Genomic DNA, 2,659 nt, shown 5'->3' with positions numbered 1-2,659 from the left:
TTGTAGAGCAGTAGGAGAGGCGACTCTCTTACTGACTTTAATTATCAAGGTCGCCGGTGGGCAATCGGAGACCTCAAAAAACGGACGCAGAGGAAGGTGTAAGACTTCTGTTAAAGAAGAAGCATCCCGTGAAGCGTCAACCCAACCGAAGATCGTTCAATTAAGTTTGTTTGATCTGTAGGGAATCACCGTCCGTTTACGGCGGTGAGGATGTCAACCGAACTTTCCTCAACTATTTCCTCAGCCAAGAATTGGAAACGGAATTGGCCCTGGAAAAAGAGCGATCGCAACTAGCAGACCAGGACAATCTCAGGGATGTTTAATGCCAAAAAAAGCTGAGTTGACAATCACCTGACACTAAACCCTGATAAGTTGTTGACTATTGAGGGTATGCTAAAAAACTTTTTGCCGCAAACCCTAGATAGTCAACAGCTTATTACTTTCGATCGCCCACTGGGTTAATTCCGTGCGATTATGAAGACCGGTTTTATGGAGCATATTCGACACATGACTTTCGATTGTCCGTTGACTAACATTGAGTTTTGTTGCGATTTCCCGATTAGCCAGTCCCTGGGCGACCAATTGTACTACTTTTAACTCCGTTGGGGTTAATTCCACATTACCCGGAACCTGAACAGGGGTGACATCCGGGGAATGAATGCGGGTGCTGCGTTTCAGCAACCGGCCCGCTTGTTTGAGGGAAGACTCCACCCGGGCCACTAATTCTTCCGGTTCAAAGGGTTTGACTATATAGACAGCGGCCCCGGTGATTAAACCTGTCACCTTGTCCTGACTTTGATCCTTAGGGGAGAGAAAAATCACGGGAAGACCACTAAAACGACTGTCCCGACGAATTGTTTCGAGGAAGGCATAACCATCCATTTCCGGCATGATCAGATCACAGATAATGATATCGGGCATTTCCCTTGCTTTAGCCGCATTTGCCCCGCGTTCGAGGATTGCTAGGGCCTCCCGACCGTTTTCTGCGGTTATCACCCTATAACCACGAAACTCTAGATAATCCTTCACCAAAAGTATTAAATTTGGGTCATCGTCGATTAATAAAAGTTGTTTATTGTCTTTGTTGGTCTCTTTCATCGCTATTTTTCTGGGCTGCAGGGTTGGGGGAATGGAGACGGACAAAGGATTGACAGGCACTCATGCAACAGGTAGTTAGATATGTGTAGTTAATTAGGGTTTCAGCTAGTTTTAACGCTGTTTTCCTCTATTGTTTCGGGTTCTTCTCTGGAACAGTTCAGGGAGATTGCTGGTAAATCGTGGCAAAGGAAAGCATATTCGGTGACGATTTGATTACCGATTAGGTGTTCTTGGATAATTCTTTCGATCGCTTCCTTGTTTACCCTTCCATACCAGACTCCTTCCGGGTACACTAATAAAATCGGGCCTTGGCTACAAACCCGCAAACAGTTGGCTTTAGTGCGAAAAATACAACCTAGACGGTCGGCCCTAGGGCGATCGAGTTGTAATTCACTTAACCGCTTCTTTAAATAATCCCACACTTCTAACCCTTCTTCCTTGTCACAGCATTTTGGCTTAGTTTGATCGCAGCAGAGAAATAGATGACGCTGGATCTGGGCCAGTCCCAACTTAGCCACATTTTCCCCCAAGATATCTCTAGTGTCCGCTTCTTCCATAAATTTTTTTTATCAACTAAACTCTTGACATTGAACAGAAAATGTGCATGGCCGACTAAAATTTCGGTTTGAGGATGTAACGATAGATAAGATAAACGATAGCGGCAAGGATTAAAGCGCTTAAAACTGCGCTGACTAGGCGTAAAATCGCCGTTAAAATCGAAAGAGCCACAAAAACCCCCGCCACTGCCACGACTACCTGTGCCGGTGTGGACAGGCTGCCGTACCAAGTTTTCACTTTTTCGAGAGTGGCAGCGAAACTAACCGGGGTAGCAACGGGGGGAAAATCGTCGGTTTCGATTTCCACTTCCACTTCCTCTGGGGTATATTTATTATCGAACGGTTCGGGAGACTGCATAAACACTCAAGCTACTTAACACTTCATCCCTATTTTATCGGTGATTGGGGTTGACAGGGATTGAGACAGAATTAATGTAACAATGAGTTTATCAATAGCCAAACGACCGGAATTTATGAGCCTATCGACTGCCACCGTTACCGCCATCAATTATCCTGATGCTACCATCACCCGGGCCGAACGCGCCCTCTGTTGTTCTCCTTTCCGTGTCACCCTATTTGCCGCTATGCTGGAGCAAAGTGTATCACTTTTAAGCATCCCTGGTGCTGGGGGTTTAGAGAAAGGTTATACTTCCAGACTGCTGACGGAAGCGGCAGCGGAAAGCTATCTTCTCTGGTTGATTAAAGTGGGAATTTTGCGGCGCGAAGTAGATGGACAGGGGATAACCGATAGTTTTCGTCTCACTCCTTTAGGAAGGAAATTAATAGAAAAATGGCAACCCCAAGGGGACTTTTTCCCTAAACCCACTTTCTGGCAAAGATTTTTTAATACTCTGCAACGTTGGTTTTCTTTTTAATGCTGTTGGGAGTCAGTTATCAGTTATCAGTTATCAGTTATCAGTTATCAGTTATCAGTTATCAGTTATCAGTTATCAGTTATCAGTTATCAGTTATCAGTTATCAGTTATCAGTTATCAGTTATCAGT

Annotated in this window: 5 protein-coding genes and 1 pseudogene; 3 read left to right on the top strand and 3 right to left on the bottom strand. The window is 44.9% G+C overall.

The features are described from left to right. Positions 1–181, top strand: a pseudogene (locus EWV66_RS18290) (hypothetical protein); the annotation flags it as partial. Then, the gene (locus tag EWV66_RS18285) at positions 171–323 is read left to right on the top strand and encodes a hypothetical protein (RefSeq protein WP_158499313.1); all 153 of its coding nucleotides are present in this window, start codon (positions 171–173) and stop codon (positions 321–323) included. The pseudogene EWV66_RS18290 and the gene EWV66_RS18285, both read left to right, overlap by 11 nt. Positions 324–417: 94 nt before the next feature. Here EWV66_RS18285 and EWV66_RS18280 read toward each other — a convergent pair whose 3' ends face one another. From EWV66_RS18280 to EWV66_RS18270, 3 genes are all read right to left on the bottom strand, one after another. Continuing rightward, positions 418–1,098, bottom strand: a complete 681-nt coding sequence (locus tag EWV66_RS18280) for a response regulator transcription factor (protein WP_052275676.1) — start codon at positions 1,096–1,098, stop codon at positions 418–420. A 101-nt stretch (positions 1,099–1,199) separates the two neighbouring features. Then, the gene (locus EWV66_RS18275) at positions 1,200–1,655 is read right to left on the bottom strand and encodes a (2Fe-2S) ferredoxin domain-containing protein (RefSeq protein WP_052275677.1); all 456 of its coding nucleotides are present in this window, start codon (positions 1,653–1,655) and stop codon (positions 1,200–1,202) included. A 55-nt stretch (positions 1,656–1,710) separates the two neighbouring features. Next, positions 1,711–2,013 carry a hypothetical protein gene (locus tag EWV66_RS18270; protein WP_052275678.1) on the bottom strand — a complete coding sequence of 101 codons (303 nt, stop codon included), beginning with the start codon at positions 2,011–2,013 and terminating at the stop codon, positions 1,711–1,713. A 115-nt stretch (positions 2,014–2,128) separates the two neighbouring features. Between EWV66_RS18270 and EWV66_RS18265 the strand changes: the two genes are divergently transcribed. Continuing rightward, positions 2,129–2,530, top strand: a complete 402-nt coding sequence (locus tag EWV66_RS18265; protein ID WP_052278376.1) for an Npun_F0494 family protein — start codon at positions 2,129–2,131, stop codon at positions 2,528–2,530. The last annotated feature ends 129 nt before the right edge of the window (positions 2,531–2,659 follow it).

It is taken from the genome of Microcystis sp. M_OC_Ca_00000000_C217Col (assembly GCF_007095585.1).
GTDB lineage: Bacteria > Cyanobacteriota > Cyanobacteriia > Cyanobacteriales > Microcystaceae > Microcystis > Microcystis panniformis.
Note: the sequence above shows the minus strand (reverse complement) of the source record. Positions and strands in the feature narration are given on the sequence as shown.